The 19,853-nt window shown below is 64.9% G+C and carries 17 protein-coding genes; 7 read left to right on the forward strand and 10 right to left on the reverse strand.

Annotation, left to right across the window (positions count from 1 at the left end; all coding sequences use genetic code 11):
• Positions 1-2 precede the first annotated feature (2 nt).
• Both ppsA and ACDH77_RS10930 read left to right on the forward strand, forming a co-directional pair.
• Positions 3-2,381, forward strand: coding sequence for a phosphoenolpyruvate synthase (gene ppsA / locus ACDH77_RS10925; protein WP_372353453.1), 2,379 nt, complete (start codon positions 3-5; stop codon positions 2,379-2,381).
• A complete protein-coding gene (locus ACDH77_RS10930; protein WP_071117985.1) occupies positions 2,381-3,373 on the forward strand; it encodes a mechanosensitive ion channel family protein in 993 nt (330 codons plus the stop codon). Before ppsA ends, ACDH77_RS10930 begins: the two co-directional genes overlap by 1 nt.
• A 220-nt stretch (positions 3,374-3,593) precedes the next feature.
• Here ACDH77_RS10930 and orn read toward each other — a convergent pair whose 3' ends face one another.
• The 3 genes from orn to mntR form a co-directional block, all read right to left on the reverse strand.
• Entirely contained in the window at positions 3,594-4,178 is a 585-nt protein-coding gene (orn, locus tag ACDH77_RS10935) for an oligoribonuclease (RefSeq protein ID WP_029819517.1), read from the reverse strand.
• 71 nt (positions 4,179-4,249) lie between these two features.
• On the reverse strand, positions 4,250-4,765 hold the full coding sequence (gene tadA, locus ACDH77_RS10940) for a tRNA adenosine(34) deaminase TadA (RefSeq protein WP_008577150.1): 516 nt from the start codon (positions 4,763-4,765) through the stop codon (positions 4,250-4,252).
• Positions 4,762-5,229, reverse strand: coding sequence for a manganese-binding transcriptional regulator MntR (mntR, locus tag ACDH77_RS10945; protein WP_011347418.1), 468 nt, complete (start codon positions 5,227-5,229; stop codon positions 4,762-4,764). The genes tadA and mntR overlap by 4 nt, the downstream gene beginning before the upstream one ends.
• 141 nt (positions 5,230-5,370) lie before the next feature.
• On the opposite strand from mntR, the gene ACDH77_RS10950 reads away from it, so the two are divergent.
• Positions 5,371-6,705 carry an Nramp family divalent metal transporter gene (locus ACDH77_RS10950; protein WP_218488425.1) on the forward strand — a complete coding sequence of 445 codons (1,335 nt, stop codon included), beginning with the start codon at positions 5,371-5,373 and terminating at the stop codon, positions 6,703-6,705.
• Positions 6,706-7,475: 770 nt separating this feature from the next.
• On the forward strand, positions 7,476-8,300 hold the full coding sequence (locus ACDH77_RS10955; RefSeq protein WP_029820848.1) for an alpha/beta fold hydrolase: 825 nt from the start codon (positions 7,476-7,478) through the stop codon (positions 8,298-8,300).
• Positions 8,301-8,604: 304 nt separating this feature from the next.
• Here ACDH77_RS10955 and ACDH77_RS10960 read toward each other — a convergent pair whose 3' ends face one another.
• The 7 genes from ACDH77_RS10960 to ACDH77_RS10990 form a co-directional block, all read right to left on the reverse strand.
• On the reverse strand, positions 8,605-8,763 hold the full coding sequence (locus tag ACDH77_RS10960; protein WP_109291435.1) for a XapX domain-containing protein: 159 nt from the start codon (positions 8,761-8,763) through the stop codon (positions 8,605-8,607).
• Positions 8,760-8,990 carry a DUF1427 family protein gene (locus ACDH77_RS10965; RefSeq protein ID WP_372353454.1) on the reverse strand — a complete coding sequence of 77 codons (231 nt, stop codon included), beginning with the start codon at positions 8,988-8,990 and terminating at the stop codon, positions 8,760-8,762. Before ACDH77_RS10965 ends, ACDH77_RS10960 begins: the two co-directional genes overlap by 4 nt.
• A gap of 4 nt (positions 8,991-8,994) precedes the next feature.
• Positions 8,995-10,623: an MFS transporter gene (locus tag ACDH77_RS10970; RefSeq protein ID WP_109291433.1), complete on the reverse strand. Its 1,629-nt coding sequence runs from the start codon at positions 10,621-10,623 to the stop codon at positions 8,995-8,997.
• Between the two features lie 94 nt (positions 10,624-10,717).
• Entirely contained in the window at positions 10,718-12,565 is a 1,848-nt protein-coding gene (locus ACDH77_RS10975; protein WP_218488426.1) for an amidohydrolase, read from the reverse strand.
• 113 nt (positions 12,566-12,678) lie between these two features.
• The gene (locus ACDH77_RS10980; protein ID WP_031422906.1) at positions 12,679-13,113 is read right to left on the reverse strand and encodes a DoxX family protein; all 435 of its coding nucleotides are present in this window, start codon (positions 13,111-13,113) and stop codon (positions 12,679-12,681) included.
• On the reverse strand, positions 13,110-13,766 hold the full coding sequence (locus ACDH77_RS10985) for a hydrolase (protein WP_011347411.1): 657 nt from the start codon (positions 13,764-13,766) through the stop codon (positions 13,110-13,112). The genes ACDH77_RS10980 and ACDH77_RS10985 overlap by 4 nt, the downstream gene beginning before the upstream one ends.
• Positions 13,763-14,185 (reverse strand): helix-turn-helix domain-containing protein, encoded by a 423-nt coding sequence (locus ACDH77_RS10990; protein WP_029819527.1) that lies wholly within the window; start codon positions 14,183-14,185, stop codon positions 13,763-13,765. Before ACDH77_RS10990 ends, ACDH77_RS10985 begins: the two co-directional genes overlap by 4 nt.
• A gap of 517 nt (positions 14,186-14,702) precedes the next feature.
• On the opposite strand from ACDH77_RS10990, the gene ACDH77_RS10995 reads away from it, so the two are divergent.
• From ACDH77_RS10995 to ACDH77_RS11005, 3 genes are all read left to right on the forward strand, one after another.
• Complete coding sequence (locus ACDH77_RS10995; RefSeq protein ID WP_218488427.1) at positions 14,703-17,795, forward strand: sensor histidine kinase; 3,093 nt, start codon at positions 14,703-14,705, stop codon at positions 17,793-17,795.
• Positions 17,788-18,429: a response regulator gene (locus tag ACDH77_RS11000; protein ID WP_008577924.1), complete on the forward strand. Its 642-nt coding sequence runs from the start codon at positions 17,788-17,790 to the stop codon at positions 18,427-18,429. The genes ACDH77_RS10995 and ACDH77_RS11000 overlap by 8 nt, the downstream gene beginning before the upstream one ends.
• Before the next feature lie 254 nt (positions 18,430-18,683).
• Positions 18,684-19,811 carry a Cache 3/Cache 2 fusion domain-containing protein gene (locus ACDH77_RS11005; RefSeq protein ID WP_029819529.1) on the forward strand — a complete coding sequence of 376 codons (1,128 nt, stop codon included), beginning with the start codon at positions 18,684-18,686 and terminating at the stop codon, positions 19,809-19,811.
• The last annotated feature ends 42 nt before the right edge of the window (positions 19,812-19,853 follow it).

Genomic DNA, 19,853 nt, shown 5'->3' on the forward strand with positions numbered 1-19,853 from the left:
GCTTGAACGAGAATATCCTGTGGTTGCATGAGCTACGCCTGGCCGACCTGGCCCGCGTAGGCGGTAAAAATTCCTCACTTGGCGAGATGATCGGCAACCTGGCTGGGTTGGGCGTCTCGGTTCCCGGTGGATATGCGACGACTGCGGAAGCTTTCAAGGACTTCATCGCACACAACGATCTGTCCAAGCGCATCTTCGACAAGCTGGCGACGCTGGATGTCGAGGACGTCAATGCACTCACGCTGGCCGGCAAGGAAATCCGCGGCTGGGTGATCGATGCCCCGCTGCAGCCGGAACTGGACCGCGACATCCGCACCGCCTACGCCCAGTTGTGCGCCGAGAACGGCGGCGGTGACGTTGCCGTGGCCGTGCGCTCCTCGGCAACCGCCGAAGACCTGCCGGACGCCTCGTTCGCAGGCCAGCAGGAGACCTTCCTCAATGTGACCGGCGCCGACGATGTGGTGCACAAGGTCAAGGAAGTGTTCGCCAGCCTCTACAACGATCGTGCGATCGCCTATCGCGTGCACCACGGCTTCAAGCATGAAGACGTGTTCCTGTCGGCCGGCGTGCAGTTGATGGTGCGCTCGGGGGTAGGTGCGGCAGGCGTCTTGTTTACGCTTGACACCGAATCCGGTTTCCGCGACGTGGTGTTCGTCACCTCCAGCTTCGGTCTGGGCGAAATGGTCGTGCAGGGCGCGGTCAACCCGGACGAGTTCTACGTCTACAAACCCACGCTGACCGCGGGCAAGCCGGCAATCCTGCGCCGCTCGCTCGGCAGCAAGGCCATCCGCATGGTCTATTCGGACGTGCCCGGCGAGCGTGTGCGCACCGAAGACACCCCGGTGGAACTGCGCAACACCTTCTCGATCAGCGACGAAGACGTGCATGAGCTGTCCAAGCAGGCGCTGGTGATCGAAAAGCATTACGGCCGCCCGATGGATATCGAGTGGGCCAAGGATGGCGTCAGCGGCAAGTTGTTCATTGTGCAGGCGCGTCCGGAGACGGTGAAGTCGCGCAGCCATGCGACCCAGATCGAACGTTTTGCGCTGGAAGCCAAGGACGCCAAGATCCTGGCCGAAGGCCGCGCGGTCGGTGCCAAGATCGGTAGCGGCGTGGCACGCGTGGTGCGTTCGTTGGACGACATGAATCGTGTCCAGGCTGGCGATGTGTTGATCGCCGACATGACCGATCCCGATTGGGAGCCGGTGATGAAGCGCGCCTCGGCCATCGTCACCAACCGCGGCGGCCGTACCTGCCATGCAGCGATCATCGCGCGTGAGCTCGGCGTGCCGGCCGTGGTCGGATCGGGCAATGCCACCGCCGTGATCAAGGACAGCCAGGAAGTTACCGTCAGCTGCGCCGAGGGCGACACCGGCTTTATCTACGAAGGCAAGCTGGCGTTCGAGCGCACCACGACCGATCTGGGCAACATGCCGCCTGCCCCGCTGAAGATCATGATGAACGTCGCCAACCCGGAACGCGCGTTCGACTTCGGCCAGCTGCCCAATGCCGGCATCGGCCTGGCGCGCCTGGAAATGATCATCGCCTCGCACATCGGCGTGCATCCCAACGCTCTGCTGGAATACGACAAGCAGGATGCCGATGTCCGCAAGAAGATCGACGCCAAGATCGCCGGCTATGGCGATCCGGTCAGCTTCTATGTCAACCGCCTGGCCGAAGGCATCGCTACGCTGACCGCATCGGTCGCGCCGAATACCGTGATCGTGCGTTTGTCGGACTTCAAGTCCAACGAGTACGCCAACCTGATCGGCGGTTCGCGTTACGAGCCGCATGAAGAGAACCCGATGATCGGCTTCCGCGGCGCCAGCCGCTACGTCGACCCGTCCTTCACCAAGGCCTTCGCGCTGGAGTGCAAGGCGGTGTTGAAGGTGCGCAACGAGATGGGCCTGGACAACCTCTGGGTGATGATCCCGTTCGTGCGTACGCTGGAAGAAGGCCGCAAGGTGATCGAAGTGCTGGAGCAGAACGGGCTCAAGCAAGGCGAGAACGGTTTGAAGATCATCATGATGTGCGAGCTGCCGTCCAATGCGCTGCTGGCCGACGAGTTCCTGGAGATCTTCGACGGCTTCTCGATCGGCTCCAACGACCTAACCCAGCTCACCCTGGGCCTGGACCGCGATTCTTCGATCGTGGCGCACCTGTTCGATGAGCGGAACCCGGCGGTCAAGAAGCTGCTGTCGATGGCGATCAAATCGGCGCGCGCCAAGGGCAAATACGTGGGGATCTGCGGCCAGGGGCCGTCCGACCACCCGGAACTGGCCGAGTGGCTGATGCAGGAAGGAATCGAATCGGTGTCGTTGAATCCCGACACCGTGGTCGACACCTGGCTGCGTCTGGCCAAGCTCAAGAGCGAGGGCTGATGGGACTGATGGGTGCGATGTGGGCAGCAGCTGCGGGAGCAGCTGCTGCAAAACCGGTTGCTGCAGCAGGAGCGGCAGCCGCGAAGCCCGCCGCGACCAGCGAGCCGGCATTCAATTGGGCCGCCATTCCGTGGGCGCAGTACGCGGTCAACTGGGGAGTGGCGCTGCTGATCGTCGTGGTCGGCATGTGGCTGGCCCGGCAACTCAGCCAGTGGTTGCACCGCGCGCTCACCCGCGCACGCGTCGAGATCACGCTGACCAACTTCCTGCGCAACGTGATGTACGCGTTGTTGCTGGTGCTGGTCTTCGTCAGCGCATTGAGTCAGATCGGTGTGCCACCGACCTCACTGATCGCAGTGCTCGGCGCAGCAGGCCTGGCGGTCGGCCTTGCCCTAAAGGATTCGCTGTCCAACATCGCCGCAGGCGTGATGCTGATCGTGCTGCGGCCGATGCGCGATGGCGACCACGTGTTGATCGCCGGGCAGGAAGGCATCGTCGACGAGATCCGGATCTTCCAGACCCGGATCCGTTCGTTCGACGAACGCATGATCACCCTGCCAAACAGCACGATTACCACCGCCCCCATCGTCAACTACAGCACCCTGCCCAACCGCCGCCTGGAAGTGACGGTCGGCGTGGGCTACCAAGACGATCTGAAGAAGGCGCAGCAGCTGTTGCTGCAGATCGCCAAGGACAACCCGAACATCCTGGAATCGCCTGCACCATTCGTGCAGGTGACCAATCTGGGCGAGAGTACGGTGGACCTGATGTTGTTCGCGTATGCGACCAACGGCAATTTCGGCGCCGCCAAGAGCACCACGCTGGAGCAGATCCGCAATCAATTGCTGGAAAACGGACTCAACATCCCCTACCCGCAGCGCGACCTGCACGTGTATCACCACGATGCCGATGGCAAGCCGATCTCCGACCTGTTGCTGAAAGGCATCGCCGACGATGGCGACCTGAGCAAGGGGCCTTCGTTGGCGCGCTGACGTACACAATGGCGCGATGGAAAGGCAAAAAAGGCCGCATCGAACGATGCGGCCTTTTTGTTGATGCTTTTCTTGTTGGATGCTTTTGTTGGATGGGTCGCCATCGAGTGGCCTGCACCCCGCGCAGTCGGCTGAGGAGTCAACTGGCGCACGCATGCGTGCCATTGGAATGGGACACCGGCGACACGCCAACAGCCTGCAACAACGCCGTGGCCAACGCTCAGCCCTCCACACCCGCCGCAGCATCGCCACCGAGCGCACCCATGAACTGACGGTAGTGGCGCAACTCGTCGATCGAATCGCGCACATCGCTCAGGGCGGTATGCGCCGAACTCTTCGCAAACCCGTTCGCCACCGTGGGCGCCCAACGTCGCGCGAGTTCCTTGATGGTGGACACGTCCAGATTGCGGTAATGGAAATAGCGTTCCAGGCGCGACATCTGACGGTGCAGGAAGCGGCGATCCTGGCAGATCGAGTTGCCGCACATCGGCGAGGCGCCGGCACGGATCCACTCGCTCAGGAATGCCACCGTCTGCGCTTCAGCCTGCGCGTGGGTCACCTGGCTGTCGAGCACGCGCTGCCACAGACCCGAACGGCGGTGCTGATTGCGGTTCCATTCGTCCATCGCTTCCAGGGTTTCCAGCGGATGCGCAATGGCCAGTTCCGGCCCCTCGGCAAGCACGTTCAACTGCGCATCGGTCACGATGGTGGCGATCTCGATGATGGAATCGCGATCGGTATCCAGGCCGGTCATTTCCAGATCGATCCAGATCAGTCGGTCGTTGCCTGCAAGGTTCTCTGCCATATCGCCGTCCTGTGGAGGCCGTCGCCGGCCGGATGCTGAAGAGGGCGCGCATCATACCGCGGCCACGTCGCTCAGGGCGCAAGTGGTGGCTTGCCGCGCTTGGCCCTGAAATAATTGGTCAGCCGCAGGCTCGCCTCGGCCGCAAGCACGCCACCGCACACCTGCACGCGATGATTGTGGCGCGGGTCGGCAAGCAGGTCGAAGACGCTGCCGCAGGCGCCGGTCTTCGGATCGCTGGCGGCGAACACCACGCGCGCGATCCGCGCATGAATCATCGCCATCGCGCACATCGCGCACGGCTCCAGGGTGACGTACAGCGTGCAGCCGATCAGGCGGTGATTGGCCAGGCGGCGCCCGGCTTCGCGCATTGCCACGATTTCGGCATGCGCGCTGGGATCGTGGCTGGCGATATTGAAATTCCAGCCTTCGCCAAGCACGTTGCCTTGCGCATCGACCAGCAGCGCGCCGACCGGGATTTCGTCATAGTCGCGCTCGGCACGCTCGGCCAATTGCAAGGCATGCCGCATCCAGTGCTCATCGATCGCCGCGTACGGCGTTTCGGTCGGCGCATCGATGGGCACACTCACGTGGCCGCACCGCCCTGGCGGTCCAGGAACGCGGCGAACGCGGCAACCGTGGCTTCGCTGACATGGTGTTCGATGCCCTCCGCGTCGCGGCGCGCGGTGGCTTCGTCGATGCCAAGCGCAAGCAGGAAGCGCTCCACGATCTGGTGGCGCTGCCGGCTGGAGGCGGCCAGCGCCTCGCCGGCCGGGGTCAGGAACACTCCGCGGTAGGGGCGCTGCACGACCCACCCATCGCGCACCAGCCGCTTGAGCATCTTGGCCACGGTGGGCTGCGCCACACCCAGGCGCGCCGCGATATCGACCTGGCGTGCCTCGCCGCCATCCACCAGCAGATCGGAGATGAGCTCCACGTAGTCTTCGACCAGCTCGGCGCGGCGCGCTTCGCGTACCTGACGGAAGCTCTCCATGTGCACCTGCGCATCGATCAGGACCGGCGCGGCCGCTTCCACCTTTTCGCTCTTGCCCACCCTCGTCCTCGTCATCGTCGCCGGCGTCGATGCCGGGCGCATAGTTTGAAGCACACGGCAGATCAATACGATTCAAATTGCCAATGCTCAACAGCATAGCAACTGCTATATGATGCATTGACCCCGTTGTGACCCGAGTGCATGTCCGCCAACACCGCCGCCTCAGCGCCATCGCCAGCCACCGCCAACGGCGGCCTGGGCGACCACCAGGCCAGCGTCTCCGTGCCCAAGGGCGGCCATTGGTGGTTCCGCCTGCTGGCCTTCCTAGGACCGGGCTACATGGTGTCGGTGGGCTATATGGACCCGGGCAACTGGGCTACCGATCTGGCCGGCGGCTCGCAGTTCGGCTACCTGCTGCTGTCGGTGATCCTGTTGTCGAACCTGATGGCGATCGTGCTGCAAGGCCTGTCGGCGCGGCTGGGCATCGCGACCGGGCTGGATCTGGCGCAGGCCTGTCGCGTGCGTTATCCGCGTGGCGTCAACCTGGCGCTGTGGGGCATTTGCGAACTGGCCATCATCGCCTGCGATCTGGCCGAGGTCATCGGTACCGCGATTGCGTTGAAGCTGTTGTTCGGGATTCCGCTCACCATGGGCGCGATCATCACCGCGGTGGATGTGGTGCTGGTGTTGCTACTGATGAACCGCGGCTTCCGCGCGCTGGAAGCCTTCGTGATCGCGCTGCTGCTGATCATCTTCGTGTGTTTCGGCATCCAGATCGCGCTGGCCGCACCGCCGGTTGCGGCGATCCTGGGCGGTTTCATTCCGCGTGCGCAGGTGGTCACCGACCCGCAGGCGCTGTATCTGGCGATCGGCATCATCGGGGCGACGGTGATGCCACACAACCTGTATCTGCATTCGTCGATCGTGCAGACGCGCGCGTATCCGCGGACCGATGTCGGCCGGAAATCGGCGCTGCGTTGGGCGGTCACCGACAGCACCGTGGCGTTGATGTTCGCGTTGTTCATCAATGCCTCGATCCTGATCCTGGCTGCGGCGGTGTTCCATGCGCAGGGCCGCACCGACGTGCAGGAGATCGAACAGGCGCATGCGTTGCTGGCGCCGATGCTGGGCGTCGGCCTGGCCTCGACGCTGTTTGCGGTGGCGCTGCTTGCCTCGGGCATCAACTCCACCGTGACCGCAACGTTGGCCGGGCAGATCGTGATGGAAGGTTTCCTGCAATTACGCCTGCCGCCGTGGATACGGCGCTTGCTCACCCGTGGTATCGCCATCGTGCCGGTGGTCATCGTGACCTGGCTGTATGGCGAAGCCGGTACCGCACGGTTGTTGGTACTCAGCCAGGTGGTGTTGTCGATGCAGCTGCCGTTTGCGGTGATTCCGCTGGTGCGCTTCGTGTCCGACCGGCAATTGATGGGCGCGCTGGTAGCGCCAGCGTGGCTGGTACGCATCGCGTGGGTGATCGCGGCAGTGATCGTATGCCTCAATCTGAAGCTGCTGTGGGATACCGCGCTGCATTGAGATGCGGCATTGGCTCGGGTGTTGCACCGGCGTTCGATCAATTGTTTCGCATCGCCCGGACAGCTGGAAGACGACGTCGCGCTTTCTTCCCTTCAATGCGCACCATCGCTGTTGGTGATGCTTGAGAGCTTACCCAGCGTGTCCTGCCATGATGGCTGGACACGCTCTCGGCAGCAGACTCGACTGACTCGAGGTGGCGGTGCCCTCGCCGCTCGCAGGACACGCCGCAAGTACCTTCTATGTAGGCTGGATGGCGGGATCCATGCCGCCAACGGTGAGCACACCGCACCAGACAGGTGCTCGGTGAGGTGATTGAAGACCGAAACATCACGCTACCGCTTGAGCCCGTCGCCAGCGCTGTGCGCATGTATACGTTTCTTCCATTACGGCCTGCGCGTCGCTCGAATCGACCACATTCTGTGCCAGTTCGCGCACTGCGCACGCATGTGCAATCTGCCTCGTGCCCCACGCGCTCTACTTGGCGCATGCACCGGTGTGTCTTTTACCTACAGTGGCCTTGCGCTGCGTAGGCATGCCTTGCATGACGCGCCAACGCGCGCATGCGACCGCCGGGCTGCATGCCCTCGCCTGCAGGAGTTCTTATGGATCCGTTTGAGGCGCATCCGGCCGATGCCGGGCGCCGCCACTTTCTCATTTCCGGCACGGCAGCCGTGGCAGCGTTATCGCTGCCACATCTCGCCAGCGCTGCCGCGGCCACGCGCATGCCATCCACCTCCTCGCCCCACTCGTCCACTCACGGAGTCAAGCAGATGTCCAATTTCGTCAAACGTCCCGACGGCGCCAACATTTTCTACAAGGACTGGGGCAAGGGCCAACCGGTCGTGTTTTCGCACGGCTGGCCGCTCAGCGCCGATGCCTGGGATGCGCAGATGTTGTTCATGGGCCAGCACGGCTTCCGCGTGATTGCGCATGACCGCCGCAGCCACGGCCGTTCGTCGCAGACCTGGGACGGCAACGATATGGACACCTACGCCGACGATCTGGCCGCGGTGATCGAGGCGCTGGATCTGAAGGACGCGATCCTGGTAGGCCATTCCACCGGCGGCGGCGAAGTGGCGCATTACGTTGGCCGCCATAGCAGCAAGCGCGTGGCCAAGGTGGTACTGGTGGGCGCCGTGCCGCCGCAGATGGTCAAGAGCCCGACCAACCCGGGCGGCCTGCCGATGAGCGTGTTCGACGGCATTCGTGACGGTGTGGCCAAGGATCGTTCGCAGTTTTATCAGGACCTGACCACGCCGTTCTTCGGCGCCAACCGCGATGGCCACAAGGTCACCCAGGGCATGCGCGATGCGTTCTGGCTGCAGGGCATGTTGGGTGGGCATAAGGGTCAGTACGACTGCATCAGGGAATTTTCCGAAGTCGATTACACGCCCGACCTGAAGAAGATCGATGTGCCGGCGCTGGTGGTCCATGGCGACGACGATCAGATCGTGCCGATCGATGCGTCCGGCAAGATGTCGGCCAAGATCATCAAGAATGCAGAATTGAAGATCTATGCCGGCGCGCCGCACGGCCTGACCGTGACCCATGCGGACCAGTTCAACAAGGATCTGCTGGCGTTCGCAAAAGCCTGATCGAAGTTGGATGGATCGGCGAAAGGCCGGCTCGACAGAGCCGGCCTTTTTTGATCTGGCGCTAGTGATCGCGCAAGCACCGCTCACGCCCGGACAGGTTGTTGTCGGGCGGTATCGACGCTGCGCTCGGACCTACACCTTGCCAGTGATGGATCCCGATTCGCACACCGGCCAGGTCTGCCTGACGGTGAGAGTCGTTGCTGTTCGCTGCGCTTCTCAGGCTCAGTCGAGATCTTGGTTGACTGAGGGCATCATGCGCTCGCCGCTCTCAGGACACGCCGCATGCTCCCGACACCGTGGCGCTTCAGCGCAGCAACCAGTCGGCCAGCAGGAACCCGATGCTCATCGCCACGACGAGCAATGCACCGGTCAGACGTGGCGGAGCGGGCAACGGCAAGTCGAGCAACCGGCAGCCGATGCCGATCGCCAATGCGAGCAGGACCCCGAGCACTGCCAGGCTCATGCATCGCCCTGCCGGCCAACGCGGCCGCTGGGTCCGCCGCAATGCTCTAGATTCTTAGCGGCGCGCCGGGCCAGAAAACGGTCGGCCAGTGCATAGCCGCACGTCATTGCCAGCACCAGCAGCGCGCCGACGAAGGCCGTTGGTGCAGGCGATGGAATGCCGGCCACACGGCAGCCGAAGCCGATTGCCACACCCAGCGCGACACCGCTGATGAGCTTCCAATTCATGGCATCAGATATCCGAGTGCGCGTGCGGCGGCAGCGCAGCACCGCCGCCACCGACGAAGTGGCGCACCACCGGCGCGCGCTCGCCGTGATGCAGGGCGCGGATCTGTTCCTGCAATTGGCGGTCGTCGCCGGTGACGCGTTCGTGCTGCCGCAGATGCTCCAGCCATGAGGCGACGATGAAGTATTCCAATTGCACACCCGGCGTTGCAGCGTCTTCGGCAATGCCCCAGACCACGGCGCCGTCGCGGCGGCGCGCGTTGCCCAGTTGCGTCATCAACTGCAAGAATGCGACGCGTGCCTCGGCAGCGATACGGTATTCCACCGTGACCAGCACCGGGCCGCGGTCGTGCTCGACGCGATCGGTTTGCGCAGGTGCAGGCCAATGGCCGCCGGGGGCGAGGTCCAGCTGTTCGGTTCCTGCAATCCGCGCGCGTTTGACCAATAGCGCGGCGATCACTGCACCGGCAGCGGCGAGCTGCAGTGCTGTCGCAATCGACGTGCGTTGCGCCAAAGCACCCCATAACAGCGAGCCGCTGGCCATGCCTGCGGAAAACACCACGATGTACAGCGACAATGCACGCGCACGCACCCACGCAGGGACGGCGGTCTGTGCGGCGATCTGCAACGACGACAGCACCGTGATCCAGGCCAGACCGTTCACCACCATCACCACGCACAACACGCCAAGCAGCCGCGACAACGCCAACCCCAGCAGCGATGCGGCGCACACCAGGGTGGCAACGAACACCAGCAGATCGCGGTCGTAGCGCGCACGCAGGCGCGGCAACAGCAAGGCGCCGCTGATTGCGCCCATGCCGATACAGCCCAGCAAAATGCCGTAACTGCCGGCGCCCAGCTGCATGTCGCGGCGGACCACCAGCGGCAGCAGCGCCGTCAACGCACTGGCGAACACGAAAAAACCGGCAGCCTTGATCAGCACCGCCTGCAGGCGACCGGCGCGCGCGGCGTAGCGCAACCCTGCGCGCAGGCCTGCGCCAAAGCTCTCCGGCGGCAGCGCCGAGGCACGCACATCGCGGCGCCACCGCCACAGCACGTAAAGCATCACGCCAAAGGTCAGCCCGTTGAGCAGGAAGGCCCATGGCGGGCCGAATTGCGCCACGATCAGCCCACCCACGGCCGGGCCGATCGATCGCGCGATGTTCATGCCGATCGAATTGAGCGCCACCGCCGAAGCCAGCATCGGGCGCGGCACCAGTTCCGACACGATCGCTGCCTGCGCCGGCATCGCCATTGCTGCGCCCACGCCCATTGCAAAGGTGAGCGCCACCAAGACCCACGGCGTCAGCAACTGCAGATGCGCCAATAACGCGAGCATACCGGCCACCAGCAGCATCCAGGCCTGGGTCAACAGCAGGTAGCGACGACGGTCGACGATGTCGGCCAGCGTGCCGGCGACCAGTGCCAATAGCACCACCGGCAAGGTGGTGGCCGACTGCACCGCCGCCACCATCAATGGCGAGCCGGTCTGTTCGGCCATCACCCAGGACGCGGCGACATCATTGATCCAGGTACCGACGTTGCTGCCCAGGATCGCCAGCCACAAGGCACGGAAGACCGGCTCACGCAGCGGCGCCCAGGCACCACCTTCGGCAGGTGCGGCAGAAACAGTCATCGCGGCAAGGCTCCAGGCAATGGGACGAAACAGACAACGCACAGGTGTGCCGCGCGCAACGCACAGGCACGCAGATGTGCTGGCGATACCGCCATCAGAACGCGAAGCACGCGCATCCCAAGGCGCCCCAGAAGCTACGTAGATCATCGGTGGGGACCGCATGTCGCCCGGCGTGCGCGTGCGCGCCGTGGGCACGACACGCGTGGCCGTGTGCATGCGTGTGCGTTGCAGCGGACAGCCCGCTTACCGCGCCTCCAACCTGGTAGCCGCCGAACCGATTCACCGGCGACCAGTCCGGCATGGCAGGCGGCAGCGTGGGAGCGAGCGCAGCAAAGTCGCCATCGCCATGCACAACACGCCCGCCCAGCACGGTCAGCACGCTGGTGATGTCGGCGATGGCCGCATCGTCGATGCGGAAGTAATCGTCAGACAACACGATGAAGTCGGCCAACTGCCCTACCGCCAAGGTGCCCTTGCGGGTCTCGTCGCCGGAAAACCAGGCGCTGCCCTGCGTCCACAAGCGCAACGCTTGTTCGCGATCAAGCAGATTCTCCTCGCCATACAGGGCCAGACCGCCCACCGTGCGGCCGGTGACCAGCCACGACAGCGCCACCCACGGGTTGTAGCTGGCCACGCGCGTGGCATCGGTGCCTGCGCCGACCGGAATTCCCGCTGCGAGCATGCGTCGCACTGGCGGCGTCTGTTTTGCAGCCTGCACACCGTAGCGCTGCACGAACGCCTCGCCCTGGTAGGCCATACGATGCTGCACGGCGATGCCGCCGTTCAAGGCGCGGATGCGGTCGATATTGCGCGGGGTAATCGTTTCGGCATGGTCGATGAACCAATGCAGGCCGTCGAACGGGATGTCGGCGTTGACCTTTTCATAGACATCGAGAATGCGCGCGATGCTTTGGTCGTATGTCGCATGGATACGAAATGGCCAGCGCTTTTCCACCAATAGCCGCACCACCTGCTCCAGCTCGGGCTCCAGCGCCGCCGGCAGCTCTGGGCGCGGCTCGCTGAATTGTTCGAAGTCTGCCGCGGAAAACACCAGCATCTCGCCGGCGCCGTTGTGACGCAGCAGGTCATCGCCCTTGCGCACCGGCAGTAAGTCGGTCCAGCCGCGGAAGTCCTCGACCTCCCTGCCCTTGTTCTGGGTGAACAGGTTATAGGCAATGCGCACGCTCAGTTGGCCGGCTGCGTGCAGCTGTTCGATGACCTGGTAATCCTCCGGATAATTCTGGAAACCACCACCGGCGTCGATCACCGAGGTGATCCCGAGCCGGTTGAGCTCGCGCATGAAATGGCGAGTGGAATTGGCCTGGTATTCCAGCGGCAGACGCGGGCCTTTGGCCAGACTTGCGTAAAGGATCAACGCGTTGGGCTTGGCCAGCAGCAACCCCGTGGGGTTGCCCAACTTGTCGCGCTCGATGCGCCCGCCCGGCGGATCCGGCGTGGTCTTGTCGTAGCCGCAGGCTAGCAGCGCGGCACGATTGAGCAAGGCACGGTCGTACAGATGCAACAGAAACACCGGCGTGTCCGGCGCGATGGCGTTGATCTCCTCGAGCGTGGGCAGGCGCTTTTCAGCGAACTGATGCGCAGTGAAACCGCCAACCACGCGCACCCACTGCGGCGCTGGCGTGCGATCGACCTGCACCTTCAGCATGGCCATGGCGTCGGCCAGCGAGCGCACGCCATCCCAGCGCAGCTCCAGGTTGTAGTTCAGACCACCACGGATCAGATGGGTGTGGCTGTCGTTGAGGCCGGGCAGCAACCGCCGCCCCTGCGCATCGATGGTGCGCATGCCCTGCGCCAAGGCCATGATCTGCGCATCGTCGCCGACTGCCACGATGCGTCCATCGGCAACGGCGATGGCAGTGGCACTGGGCTGGCGCGGATCGAGCGTGGTAATGCGCGCATTGCGAACGACGAGATCGACCATGGGAGACTTCCCTGACGCAGACGAGGCAGCCGGCAATGCACCCAACGCAAGACCGGCTGCGGCGCCCTGCATCCACACGCGTCGACCGGCATCGTGATTGCCCGCAGTGGGGCTCATGCCGCGCGCCTACGCAGACGATCCAGCGACCAGTCGCCACCACCGACTGCAGCCAGTGACAGCAAGACGACCATCCACATCAGCGGATACTCCATGCCGCCGTGCATCCAGAACCATCCGTTGGGCATGGCAACCAGCACGGTGGTTGCGATGAACAGCGCTGCCAATGCGGCGCTGGCACGCGTCCACATTCCCAGCAAGACCGCCAGCCCGGAGAGGGTCTGCATCAGGGCCAGCAGCAGCGGTAACGGTGCAGCGGATGGAAGGCCGAACTGCTGCAACTCGGCGGCGAACCCGGTCAGGCCCGGTCCACCGAACCAGCCCAGCAACTTGCCCAGCCCATGCGGCAGCAGGAAGCCGCCGCCGGCGATGCGCAGCATCAGCAACGCCGACGAAAGTCCGGCGGTGCCACGTGGTGCCGATAGGTTCAATGCCCGCCTTCCTGCGCACCGAACATGCTCTTGGCGTACTGGATGCCGATGCCGTAGCCGCCAGCATGCGCGCGTGCAATGCCGGTGGTCAGCGCATAGGTGTCGCTACGTGCCCAGTCGCGCTGCAATTCCAGCAGGTACTGCACACTGGTCATGGGCGCAGCGCCGGCCTGCACCATGCGCATAACGGCACGTTCGTGCGCCTCGTCGCTCACGTCGCCGCAAGCATCGGTGATGACGTACACCTCGAACCCTTGGTCGATCGCCGACAGTGTCGGGCCCACGATGCACACGCTGGTCCACAGACCGGCGATCACCAGACGCTGCTTGCCGAGTGCGTTGATGCGATCGATCACGCCCTGGTCTTCCCAGGCGTTCATGCTGGTGCGATCCAATACCGGCTCATCCGGAAAGATGTCCGGCAACTCCGGGAACAACGGGCCGGAGAACGATTTTTCTGCGACGGTGGTCAGGATCACCGGCACCTTGAAGCCTTTGGCGCCCTTTGCAATCAAGGACACATTGTTGCGCAGCGCCGAAATGTCGATGGTGTGCGTGGCGAACGCCATCTGCGATTGATGGTCGATCAGAATCAGGGTGTGATCGCCAGGCGATAGCAAGGATGTGCCGGGCACGGCAATTGCAGTGGTCATGCGGGTTGCTCCATGGAAAGTGACACCGATTCATCGCCGCGCCGCTGCGATGAGGGCATGTGTGCAGCCCCGCATGTCTCCATCGCCGTCTGCGCGGCGAAACGCGCCGGCGTGCACCCGGTGGCGTTGCGAAAGCTGCGAACGAAGTGGCTTTGATCGAAGAAGCACAGATCGGTGGCGATCTGGCTGATGGTGTGGCGGCCTTCGCGCAACATCGCCTGGGCACGTTCGAGCCGACGATGACGCAGGTATTCCATTGGACTGGCGCCGACCGCATCGCGAAATACGCGGGCGAAATGGAAGCGGCTCAGACAGGCAGCTTGCGCGAGATGCGCCACGCTGACAGGTTCGTACAGATGCGTGTCGATGTACTGCATTGCGCGCGCAACAGCGCGCACACGCGGCGCCTGCGTTTGCATGCGTCCTGCAGCACGCGTCTCGGGGCAAGCGATGGCAGTCAGAGGTGCCACGGGGCGTCTCCGGGGGGAATGACCGCATGGTGCCGGGGACAGCCTCGTTGCCCTACCCCTGATGGTGAGGCGAATCTTTCCCTCTTTCGGGGGAGCGCTTGCACGTCTTCGCCACGGGCAGCGGCCTGGATGCAATGCGCGTTCGATCGAGCGCGGCGTCATGCCCCGGTGCAGTGCCAGTGCGATCCAGAGAGCGCAGACGCATCGCCACACATCGCGCTGATCAGACGGCGCGCGGTTGTTCAATATCGCGATCAACATGCAACAGCGCGTCGCGGCGACCGCCAAGCAACCGCAACCGCAACGCGGTGCAGTGAGGCTGCAGCATGCCGAGGCATTGCGCGCCGCCCTACGGTTCGCGCATCACGCGCGCGGCCTGAGTCAGTCGCTAAACGAATTCTTCCCGCACGTCCCTCCCCCGAAAGAGGTGGTGGTGCTTCCCCCGATCCCGCCCGACAATGATGCGATGCCGCATGCGTCCGTCATCCATTCGCTTTGCTTGTCGCGCTTGCGCGCGGCAGCGGTGGTGGCGCTGTGGTGGCTACTCCTGCTCTGTCGTCCTGCCTGCGCAGCCGGCATCGCCGCGACTCGCGACGGGCTGCTGCAGTTCCACCACACGGCCTGGAGCATCGAGCGCGGTGCGCCGGCCGACATCTGGGACATCCAGCAAGCCGATGGCGGCGCGCTGTGGCTGGCGACTGGCTTCGGGCTGTTCAAGTTCGACGGCGAACACTTCACCCGGCAGGCAGCGCCGGAGGGCGAAGCCTATGCATCGCACAACATGACCGCACTGTCGCTGACCACCGACGACGGCGCGTGGATCGGCTATTTCAATGCCGGCATCGATCGCCTGGCCGACGGCCATCTCACTCATTTCGTCCCCGGCAAGGATGTGCCGGATGGAATGGTCTTTCGCATCGAGCGCGATGGCAGCGGCCGTCTGTGGGCCGCCATCGATGGCGGGCTGTGCTGGTTCGACGGACAACGCTGGCATCGCGCCGGTGCCGACTGGGGCTACCCGGAATCCAGCGCGCAGTGGCTGCTGCGCGATCGCCGCGGCATCTTGTGGGTGAGCGATGGCAGCCGCATCCTGTCGCTGCAACCGGGTGCACGACGCTTCGAATCCAGTGGCCAGCAGGTCGGGCACTTCACCACCATGGCCGAGCACCCGGACGGCGCGATCTGGGTCGCCGACCCGCACCGCGGCGTGTTCGCGCTCACCGATGCGCATGGCGTGGTGTTACCCGCCGTGGCACGCAACCGGCTGCAGTTTCCCGGCTTGTTCGCGCATCGCATCCGTTTCATGCGCGATGGCGCGCTGTGGGGCAGCGACTACATCGCAGGCGGGGTGTTCCGTGTCGCCCAACCCACATCGTCGGCGCCCGTGCTCGAACGCTATGGCGCGGTGCAGGGTCTGACCTCCTCCACTGCCGGCCCGCTGCTGGAAGACCACGAAGGCAACCTCTGGGCCGGCACCAATCTGGGGCTCAACCGCTTCCGCCATCGGGCCCTGCTGCCGCTGGCGGCATTGCTGCCCGGCCAGACCACGGCGGTGGCGGTCTTTGCAACCGTCGCCACGCCAAGTGCACCGGTGTTGCTGGCGGTCCTGCGCGACGAGCGCCAGCTGGCATTGACGCGGACCGGCATCCAGGCCCTGCAACGCGGCGCGCCTGTCGGCGTGCTGCAGGTGCCGTCCAACGCCAACGGCTGGTTGCTCGGCGACAACCGCCTGCTGCGCCTGCACGCAGGCCGCACGCATTCCCTGCCCCTGCCCCAGGATGCGCGCACCGGATCGATCCGCGCGTTTGCCGTCGATGCCCAGGACTCGCCCTGGGCGTGTCCCGATGCCAGCGGCCCGCAGCGCTGGGACGGCCATCGCTGGCAGCCGATTGCGAGCTTGCAGGACCACCCCTGTTCGGTCCTGGTGGCCGCGCCCGATGGCGCGCTGTGGGTAGGCAGCGTCACAGGCGAGCTCAGCGTGCTGCGTGGCGGGCAGGTGCAGCACTACACCGCCAACAACGGCTTGTCGGTCGGCCCGATCACCGCCATTTGGCGCAGCGCAGCCCTCACCCTGGTGGCCGGCGAAAGCGGGCTGGCAGTGCTCGGCAGCGATGGCCGCTTCCAGCAGGTGGCCGATCAGGCCAATCCGGTGTTGCAGGGCATCACCGGCATCGCGCGCGACCGTCACGACACCTTCTGGTTGAACGGCAATCGTGGCGTCGTGCAAATCGGCCGGCAGGCATTGCTGCGCAGCCTGCGCAGCGGCCTGGTCAGCCCCACGCTGCGCCTGTACGACATCATGGATGGCCTGCCCGGCGTCGCCCAGCAGGCCACCCCGGTGCCGACCGCGATCGCCGCGGCCGATGGCCTGCTCTGGTTCACCACCAACCAGGGCCTGGCCTGGCTCGACCCCGAGCAAACCTATCGCAACACAACCGCGCCGAAGGTCTTCATCACCGAGGTGGTTGCCAACGACCGCCCTTACCCGCGTCAGGACGGCCTGCACCTGCCCAAGTGGACCGACCGTCTGCGCATCGGCTACGACGCCATCAGCCTCACCCGCCCGGAGCGCGTGCGGTTCCGCTACCGGCTGGAGGGGGTGGATGCACGCTGGCAGGACGCCGGCAACCGCAACGAGGCCTTCTATACCAACCTTGCACCGGGGCGTTACCGCTTCCGTATTGCGGCCGCCAACAACGACGGCCTGTGGAATGCACGCGGCGACACCCTGGCCTTCGTCATCGAACCGGCCTTCATCCAGACCTGGCAGTTCAAGGCCTGCTGCGCGCTGGCGTCGCTACTGGCGCTGGGCGTTGCCTGGCGCATGCGGACCCGGCAGGTGGCCGGGCGCCTGCGCGCGCGTCTGGAAGAGCGCTACCGCGAACGCGAACGCATCGCCCGCGAATTGCACGACACCTTACTGCAGGGCACCCAGGGGCTGATCCTGCGGCTGCATGCTGCCAGCCGCTCGCTTCCCTGGAACGATCCGCGCCGGCTGGAGCTGGAACAGGCGGTGGATCTGGCCGAAAACGCGCTTGCCGAAGGCCGCGATCGCGTCAACGGCTTGCGCGACAGCCAGTCCCTGCACGAAGACCTGGCCGCCGCCCTGCAACGGGCGCGCAACGCCAGCATGCCGCCGCCAACGGCCGCACTGCAGGTCTGCGTCGAAGGCCGGCCCATGCGCCTGCGTCCCCTGGTGGCCGACGAGCTGTTCCAGCTCGGGCGCGAAGCGCTCGCCAATGCCGACCGGCACGCCAACGCCACCGGCATCGCGCTGGAACTGCGTTACGGTTCTCGTGACTTCACGCTGCGCATCCGCGACGATGGCCGCGGCCTGGACCCGGACGTGCTGCACGGCCACGCCCGCACCGGGCATTGGGGCCTGACCGGCATGCAGGAACGCGCGCAGCGCATCGGCGCCAAGATGCAGCTGTGGTCGCGTCCCGGCAGCGGCACCGAAATCCAGATCACCCTGCCCGCCCGTGCCGCCTACCTGCGCGCCAAGCGGTGGTGGTGGCCATTTCACACCGCACGACCCACGGAGAGTTCCAATGGCTGAGATGGCCCGACCAACCGGGGTGCTGGTGGTAGACGACCATCCGCTGCTGCGCGATGGGCTCAGTGCCATGCTCGCCGCCGAGCACGACATGCGCGTGGTCGGCGAAGCGGAAGACGGCGAGCAGGCAGTAGCCTGCTACATCCGCCTGCGCCCGGACGTGGTGTTGATGGATCTGCAGATGCCACGCGTGGACGGGGTCGAGGCCATCCAGCGCATCCGCCAGGTCGACTCCGCCGCCAAGGTCATCGTGCTGACCACCTATACCGGCGACGTGCGCGCGGTGCGCGCCCTGCAGGCAGGCGCCTGCGGCTACCTGCTCAAGAGCGCGCTGCGCCGCGAGCTGGTCGACACCATCCGCGACGTGCGCCGCGGCCAGCGCCGGCACGTGCCGGCCTCGGTTGCCGAAAACATCGCCGCCCATGTGCTCGACGATGCCCTGTCCGCGCGCGAGACCGAAGTGCTGAACCTGGTCGCCACCGGCTGCTCCAACAAGCAGATCGGCAGTGCCTTGAGCATCTCCGAAGAAACCGTCAAGGCCCATATGAAGAACATCCTGGGCAAGCTCGGCGTGCGCGATCGCACCCATGCGGTCACCGTCGCGCTGCGGCGGGGGATCCTGTCGCTGGAGACCTGAGCGGCGGCTCGCCCATCCTGGGCCCAGCCAGCGGCGGCTTTTGCTACGCGGTCGACCATTCTTGAACGCGAGGCGACACGCGCGATAGCTCCGCACGCTCAAACCGATCGGCTTACGCTATCGTATGCACCGCCAAGCGGCATGGGGGCCGCTTCAGCATCTGGTTCGGCAGCCGATAACGGCTACGTCCAACCGCCGCACTGCGCTGCGGCGGCACTCGACTCACTCATTTAAACGCGTTCAGGGGAATTGCGATGCTTCGTCACTCTTTGCGGGTGCGCCTGCTGTTGCCGGTGCTGGCCTTGGTGCTGGTTGTGGTGGTGGCACTGACGGTCATTCTGGCCATTACCGAAGCGAACCGGGTCAAGTTCGAAGCCGGCGACGCGATCGAACGCCAGTCGGTGTCCTTGCAGACCTTGTTCGCGGTCACCCGCGCGATGATGCTCGACCGCGTCAATTCCTCCATGCGCCAGCTGCGCAGGGAAGCCAACAAGGAAGGCGCTCCCAGCGTTGGCGGCGACGTCCGCGTTGCCGATCGTAGCGCCAATGACCTGCTGCTGGGCCAGCGCTCGCAGGCAAATGCCTTCACCTTGGTGGACGAGGTCACCGCCATCCACGAAGGTACCGCAACGCTGTTCTCGCGTACCGGCGACGACTTCGTGCGCATCTCCACCAACGTCAAGAAGGACGACGGCAGCCGCGCCATCGGCACCGTGCTCGATCCGAACGGCCAGGCCGCTGCCAAGCTGCGTAACGGCGAAAGCTTCTACGGCGTGGTCGATATTCTCGGCAACCCGTACGTCACCGGCTACGAGCCGATCTTTGCCGGCAACGACAAGCGCGTGATCGGTGCGTGGTACGTCGGTTACAAGGCAGACACCCAGGCGCTGGAAAACGTGGTCAGCAGCCGTCGCGTGCTCGACTCCGGCTTCATTGCCGTGTTCGACAGCAAGAACAAGCTGCGCTTCCAGTCCACCACCGGCGCCACCACCGATACTGCCACCATCGAGCGTATCGTCAAGGACACCCCGGATGATTGGGTCGTCACCAAGGAACAGGTACCCGATTGGGGCTTCACCCTGGTCTCGGCCTATCCCAAAAGCGACGTCAATGGCGTGATTGTGCGCCAGTCGCTGTGGATCGCCGGCATCGGTCTGCTGGTCTGCGCCTTGTTGCTCGGCCTGCAGTGGGCCTTGATCTGGAGCCGCGTGTTGCGCCCGATCCAGCACTTGACCACCGTGGCCGAAGAGCTGAGCCTGGGCAAGTGGAACCACACCATCGCAGAGGTCAACCTCAAAGATGAAATCGGTACGCTGGCGCGCGCCATCTCCCGCTTGTCCAACAGCGTCCGGTTGGCCATGGAGCGCCTCAGCAAACGCTGAGTCGCTGTCACCCATTCCGTACCTGATGCTGCAAGGAAGACG

This window comes from Xanthomonas axonopodis pv. maculifoliigardeniae (genome assembly GCF_041519315.1).
GTDB classification, from domain to species: domain Bacteria; phylum Pseudomonadota; class Gammaproteobacteria; order Xanthomonadales; family Xanthomonadaceae; genus Xanthomonas; species Xanthomonas euvesicatoria.